This is a genomic window from uncultured Campylobacter sp. (genome assembly GCF_938030815.1).
Classification (GTDB): Bacteria; Campylobacterota; Campylobacteria; order Campylobacterales; family Campylobacteraceae; genus Campylobacter_B.
Genome location: NZ_CALHII010000237.1, coordinates 1 through 5,963 on the forward strand (window position 1 = coordinate 1; position 5,963 = coordinate 5,963).

Genomic DNA, 5,963 nt, shown 5'->3' on the forward strand with positions numbered 1-5,963 from the left:
GCCTTTATTATCTTGCAAGTTTTTTGCAAGCATCGTTTTTGCTTAGGTAAAATTTATTCGTTTTAGCTAAATCATAAGCTTTTTTAAATACTTTTCCATCTTCTACCCGCCACCTGCACTGCTACCATTATGAAGGGTAAGAGTATAGCTCTCCTAAATATTTGCTTAAATCGATTTTAATTTCACCTGATACTTTACGACGAAAAAATTTCAAAATTTAGCTTTAAATTTATCGTCATTTTGCTATGATTAGTGAAAAATAACGAAAGCGTGAATGAGTAAATGATAATCTCTGCCGGACGAAATGAAATTTTTGATTTTGCCCTGCCTATGGGCGTAGGACTAGTGGATATGAGTATAAATTTGACTAAATTTTTATGCGAAAATAGGCAAAGCTTGCCGAGTGAAATCATTTTCGTGGGTTCTGCAGGACTATATAAAGAAGGTAAAATTCTAAAAATTTATGAAAGCAGATCGGCTGTAAACTACGAGGTATCGGCGCTTTATGAGCTTTCATACTCTCCGATTAACTATGAAATTATAGCTAGGAATTCTGCCGATGTTTCATATGAAACAATAACTAATAGCTCAAATTTTATCACAACCGATAAAAAATCCGCGCTAAAATTCTTTGAGCGAGGTTATTTTTTAGAAAATATGGAATTTTTTGCGGTTCTCAAGGTAGCTCAAAAATTTCAAATTCCCGCTTACGGAATTTTTTGTGCGACGAATTTCTGCGATTCAAATGCTCACACGGATTTTTTAAAAAATCACGCCGCTGCAAAAGAAAATTTAACTAAATATCTAAAAACTAAGGCATTAATTTGAAAAATATCTTTGATTTTACGATGAAAGAACTTGAAAATTTCGTCGAACCAAAATTTAGAGCCAAGCAAATTTACGAATGGATTTACAAAAAAAATGTGGATGACTTCACACAAATGCTAAATCTACCAAAAGAGATCCGTCAAAGTTTAGCTCAAAATTTTTATTTAAATCCGCTTGAATGCGTCAGATCCGAAACAAGTAGCGATGGCAGTATCAAATATCTTTTCGCTCTCAAAGACGGCAAGACGATCGAAAGTGTCCTGCTGCCGATGAAGGATGAGCTGCGAGATGAAAACGAAAAAGTTGTAAGACATGCGCGCTACTCAATCTGCGTAAGTTCGCAAGTGGGTTGCAAAATTGGCTGTAGCTTCTGCTTGACAGCAAAAGGTGGCTTCGTACGGAATTTAACTCCAGGCGAGATCGTGGCTCAAATTTGGCTCATCAAGAAAATGAACGCGATCCCGTACGAGCGCCGCGTCAATGTCGTATATATGGGGATGGGCGAACCGCTTAATAACCTAGACAACGTTGCCAAAGCCGTGCAAATTTTAAAAGAAAACGACGGACTCGCCATAGCGCCGCGTCGCCAAACGATAAGCACTAGCGGACTTTCTACGCAGATAAAAAAGCTTGGCGAAATGGATCTTGGCGTGCTGCTAGCGATCTCACTGCATGCAGTGGATGACGAACTGCGTGAAAAACTAATGCCGATAAATCGTGCCTACAATATCGCATCGATCATGCAAGCGGTGCGCGAGTTTCCAATCGATCTGCGAAAGCGCGTGATGTTTGAATACCTAATGATCGATGACGTAAACGATCGCCCAAGCGATGCCAAAACACTAGTGAAGCTTCTGCACGGCATCCGCGCAAAAGTAAATCTGATCTATTTTAATCCGCACGAAGGCTCAAGCTTTGGCAGACCAAGTCCCGAAAATATGGTGAAATTCCAAGACTATCTCTGTGCGCACGGCATTACTTGCACGATCCGCCAGAGTAAGGGGCTAGATATCAGTGCAGCGTGCGGACAGCTCAAGCAAAGAAACGAGCAAGGTAAAATTCCGGCTCAAAGTGGTATCAGTGCCGATAAAATTTCGAACAAGTAGAGGAAAAATTCGGCGATCATTTTCAGACCGTAAGGCAGATCGGCAAAAAATTTATAACGGAGTAGCAATGGACGCGCAAAAATAATGGAGGAGATCGGCGTCTTCTTAAACAGATCGCTGCTTAAAAAATCCTAGATTACAAAGGCGGAAATTATCCGCTTTATCGAGGCAAAATGGGCGGAGGCGGACGATGAGAAATACCGCGTCTACGACTCATACATCTACGCGGCGCGCATGGTGAATGAGAACAAATGGGCGGACGACGCCCCAAATATGCTGCGCTGGCTAGGCGAGATGGACAAGCACGCCAGAAGCAATGAAAATCCGCCCTACGTGAGCGATTATTACAAGGGCGAATGCTGCTTGGAGTGCGGCGCAGAGCAGGAGGCGCTTAAATTTTTGCGCAAAAGTTACGAAGCAAATGAGGAGTATCTTTTCACCCGCAGCCCAAAGGTCGCGGAGTTTTTTAATGCGCATCTTGCAGAACCTAAAATTTTATCCAAATTTGAAGATGAGGGATACGAGGACTTTAGTTCCTCGCTGCGACTGGAGTATTTCGGCAAAGCTTTAGAGCAAGAGGGCGAGTTTCGCTGCACCTTTTTAGATGAAGATAGCTAAGAGACGGGCGAGCCTAGCCAGGCACAATCGGACGCGTAGAATTTCTAAAGCAAAATCAGGAAGAATTTTTAACAGACATCTTAGCTGAAATTTTAAAAAACTACCCAAAATGGCAGGAGATCTACGACTATCCGAGTGAGACGAAAAGCGATTTCATGCCAGGCATCAGCACGCCACAGGAGCTTAGCGAACTATTGGAGCTGTAAAATATCTATATCCTAGACGACGCAAAATCGGCTTTGAGTTTAGCTACTCGTGGGACATGGAGCACGGCCTAGGCGTGATGGCGCGCAAAGGCGAGGTCATTAATATCGGCGAAGCGGAAGTAGCGTTTATGGCTATTTGAATAAAATAAACCAAATTTTAAAGCATAAAACAAATTTTTATAGTTACTTTTAGGCTAAATTTTACGCATTTTTTTATCACTTTTACCATATGCAAATACAAGAAGCCAAAATAATAAAAATTAACTGCCGCGTCTTAATCTTACACACATCTTACCGATCAAATTTCGCACTAATTTGCAATTACGATTGTATAAATGAATGGGTGTAGAATTTTATCGATACAACTAGGAATATCGCATTTCTTCTCTCGCTTTGACATTTATAAAGTTTCTCTCATATTGGTTATATATTGCTATCCGGATTTTAAATTTACGCACCATTAAACTCGCGATTATGCCAAAACAAACACTGAAATCATCCATAAATTCCTTCTAATCTGCCCTTGGCATTTCGAATTTTCATAGAAATTAACAATTACAATCCAAGTCTCATGCCAATATCTTGCGATATTTCTATTGTTTGTTTTTGTTCTATGCTACGGTCTATGCCCAAACCAAGTACCCTCTTGCAATATTCCCCAAAAGAAGCAACTACCGTTTTGCTCCCCATGCTTGCTATCAATGCCGAGCTTTCTAAATTAACAGAGCTTCCCGCCCCGCCCTTTTGCTTAAATAGAAAATTAGCGTATTCGTCAAATTCTCTTTTAAATATTCCATGTTCTTGATTATATTTTTTAAAAGAATCAACATCGGGTTTAAAATCTTTTATACTACCACCTAACTTATCTTGAAGCATCCAATATTTATGCGCTCTGAGCTCAAATTTACCGTAATTTTCGCTACCGAAAATAAATATATGAAACCCGCTGTCTAACCAAGTTGAATTATATGCTTTTATAACTGTAACGCTTTTCCCCAATATAGCTATCGCAAAATAAAATCGTCTTAAAATTTTCAAATGACCATAGATGAGAAATTAATAAATTAAACGCCGTTGTAATCACAAAATTTTATAAAAACCAGCAAAAGCAAAATCCTAGTCATAAAAATAATCGCCGCCGCTTTAAAATTTTATTGAGTTGCTTAAATTTTACCGATTTTAGCAAGATTATAAAACTCTCTTGCGGCATCGAATTTGCTTTTTATCTCGTATCGTTCGCCGCCTAGTTCAAAGCGAATTGCATCCGCGTGCAGCAACAATCTCGGCGCTCCCGTCGTTCTGATCCGCTCTGTCTCATCCATCTTTTTATCCAATATCCGCTCCGCTTGCTCTCGAGAAAGCCCATACAGTGGCTCTCCCAATATCGGCGTACCCGCGGCAAATAGATGCAGCCTGATCTGATGCTGCCTACCCGTCAGCGGATAGCACTCAATCAGGCTAGCATCCATGTTCTCAAAATATCGTAGCGGGCGGATCAGTGTGATCGCCTCCTTGCCGTCGCGCGATATTTTCATACGAATTTTAAGATCGGCAAACTCGTCGCTAGGGGCGATCGGAGCATCGATCACAAACCCCTCAAAATCCTTTAAAAATTTCAGTTTCTCGCTAAATTTTGCGTATTTTGTAGGCTCAAATTTTTTCAAATTTACGTAGCCCGTAGAAGTAGCCAACAAAGATTTAGCAACAGATAAGGCGCAAGGTTTATGCCCGTTATCCGCGCTACTCATCGCGATAGCGGATTTAAGCTTATCGCTCACGCCGCAGGATACCCCAAATCAATGCGCGCATCGAGGCTTTGGCACGCGAAAAGGGACTAACGTTTATCAATCTCTATCCCCATTTCACCGAGCCTGGCACCAACATTATGCGTGCCGAGCTAACTTACGATGGGTTGCACCTCACCAAAGCGGGCTATGATGTGTGGGTAAAGTTGCTTAAACCGCACCTGTAAGGGGGGTGGCTGCTGGCGCATACCTATTATAGTATGCCTAAAAATATAAAAACAGCAAAGCGAACAGCAGGTGGGTTACGGTCAAATGCTGTTCGATTTGCCCAATATCACAACGCAATGAAGAAGTTATCTATCTTGGCATTTGCCTTTATTTCTGCCAGTGCAGGCATGGCACAGAGCCAACCCGTTGATTATGTAAGCACGTTGGTGGGCACGCAGTCCACGTTTCAGCTTTCTACTGGCAACACCTATCCGGCCACGGCCATGCCCTGGGGCATGAACTTTTGGACCCCGCAAACGGGGAAGATGGGCGATGGGTGGACCTATGGCTATCAGGCCAACAAGATAAGGGGACTGAAACAGACACACCAACCCAGTCCGTGGATTAACGATTACGGGCAATTTGCCATCATGGCCACAACGGGTAAGCCCATTTTCGATGAAGAAGGGCGCGCCTCGTGGTTCTCGCACAAGGCCGAAACGGCCAAACCCTATCATTATAAGGTGTACTTGGCCGACTACGATATTACGGCCGAGCTTGCGCCTACCGAGCGTGCGTGCCTGATGCGCTTTACTTTCCCGAAGACCGACTCGGCAAACGTCATTGTAGATGCTTTCGACAAGGGCTCGTTCGTCAGGCTATTGCCCGACAAACGCACCATTGTGGGCTACACCACCAAGAACAGTGGGGGCGTACCCGATAACTTCAAGAACTATTTCGTTGTCGTGTTCGACCGCGACTTCGCCGCAGCGCGTTTGGCCGATGGTAAGAAACTATTTGCCGCCGACAAGCAAGAGCTGCAAGCCAATCATGCAGGAGCCATCGTTACTTTCAGTTGCAAGCGTGGCGAACAGGTGCATGCGCGTGTGGCCTCGTCGTTTATCAGCGAGGCGCAAGCCATGCAAAACCTTAACGAATTGGGCAACAATTCGTTTGAAACGCTGCTGCAAAAGGGTAGGCAACGCTGGAATGACGTGCTGGGGCGCATCAGCGTGGAAGACAACAACGTTGATAACCTGCGCACTTTTTACTCTTGTCTTTATCGTTCCACGCTTTTCCCACGCAAGTTTTATGAGATTTCGGCCAGTGGCGACACGCTGCATTACAGTCCGTACAACGGGAAAGTGCTGCCAGGAACGATGTTTACCGACACGGGCTTTTGGGATACGTTCCGCAGTCTTTTCCCTTTGGTGAACCTGATGTACCCTTCTATGGCGCGCGAAATGCAAGAG

The 5,963-nt window shown here is 43.4% G+C and carries 7 protein-coding genes; 5 read left to right on the top strand and 2 right to left on the bottom strand.

Annotation, left to right across the window (positions count from 1 at the left end; genetic code table 11):
* Positions 1-282 precede the first annotated feature (282 nt).
* From Q0277_RS08985 to Q0277_RS08995, 3 genes are all read left to right on the top strand, one after another.
* Positions 283-828: a purine-nucleoside phosphorylase gene (locus tag Q0277_RS08985; protein ID WP_297997390.1), complete on the top strand. Its 546-nt coding sequence runs from the start codon at positions 283-285 to the stop codon at positions 826-828.
* Complete coding sequence (gene rlmN / locus Q0277_RS08990; protein WP_297997392.1) at positions 825-1,934, top strand: 23S rRNA (adenine(2503)-C(2))-methyltransferase RlmN; 1,110 nt, start codon at positions 825-827, stop codon at positions 1,932-1,934. Before Q0277_RS08985 ends, rlmN begins: the two co-directional genes overlap by 4 nt.
* A 237-nt stretch (positions 1,935-2,171) precedes the next feature.
* Positions 2,172-2,552 (top strand): hypothetical protein, encoded by a 381-nt coding sequence (locus Q0277_RS08995; protein WP_297997395.1) that lies wholly within the window; start codon positions 2,172-2,174, stop codon positions 2,550-2,552.
* 761 nt (positions 2,553-3,313) lie between these two features.
* On the opposite strand, the gene Q0277_RS09000 is transcribed toward Q0277_RS08995, so the two are convergent.
* On the bottom strand, positions 3,314-3,796 hold the full coding sequence (locus Q0277_RS09000; protein WP_297997397.1) for a hypothetical protein: 483 nt from the start codon (positions 3,794-3,796) through the stop codon (positions 3,314-3,316).
* A gap of 125 nt (positions 3,797-3,921) precedes the next feature.
* Positions 3,922-4,536, bottom strand: a complete 615-nt coding sequence (locus Q0277_RS09005; RefSeq protein WP_297997399.1) for an RNA pseudouridine synthase — start codon at positions 4,534-4,536, stop codon at positions 3,922-3,924.
* 38 nt (positions 4,537-4,574) lie between these two features.
* Between Q0277_RS09005 and Q0277_RS11205 the strand changes: the two genes are divergently transcribed.
* Both Q0277_RS11205 and Q0277_RS09010 read left to right on the top strand, forming a co-directional pair.
* Positions 4,575-4,730, top strand: a complete 156-nt coding sequence (locus tag Q0277_RS11205; RefSeq protein WP_366517339.1) for a hypothetical protein — start codon at positions 4,575-4,577, stop codon at positions 4,728-4,730.
* 33 nt (positions 4,731-4,763) lie between these two features.
* On the top strand, positions 4,764-5,963 hold a 1,200-nt coding region (locus Q0277_RS09010), incomplete at its 3' end, for a GH92 family glycosyl hydrolase (RefSeq protein ID WP_297997401.1).

Excerpts from the sequence above, each read along its gene's own strand:
- Q0277_RS08985 (WP_297997390.1), top strand. The coding sequence starts at position 283 with ATGATAATCTCTGCCGGACGAAATGAAATTTTTGATTTTGCCCTGCCT.